The sequence below is a fragment of the Chitinophaga sp. 05T412 genome (assembly GCF_056396465.1).
Map to the genome: position 1 here is coordinate 1 of NZ_JBFTLN010000116.1, position 370 is coordinate 370.

At 66.8% G+C, this 370-nt stretch carries 1 protein-coding gene; it reads left to right on the top strand.

Annotated features, from left to right (window positions below; translation table 11 throughout):
• Positions 1–370: aldehyde dehydrogenase family protein (locus tag AC1DFM_RS34935; protein ID WP_477081406.1), on the top strand; the 370-nt coding region annotated here is incomplete at both ends.

Sequence of the window (370 nt, forward strand, 5' to 3'; positions counted from 1 at the left end):
GGCTACTTCCTCGCGCCGACCCTCTTCGACGGCGTGAAGCCRGGCATGWMGGTCTACGACGACGAGATCTTCGGTCCGGTGCTGTCGGTCGTGCGCGTCGGCTCCTACGACGAGGGACTGAAGCTCATCAACAGCAACCCCTACGGCAACGGCACCGCGATCTTCACCAACGACGGGGGCGCGGCCCGCAAGTTCCAGCGCCAGGTCGAGGTCGGCATGGTCGGCGTCAACGTGCCGATCCCCGTGCCCGTCTCGTACTACTCGTTCGGCGGCTGGAAGAACTCGCTCTTCGGCGACACCCACGCCCACGGCATGGAGGGCGTGCACTTCTTCACCCGCGGCAAGGTCGTCACGTCCCGCTGGCTCGACC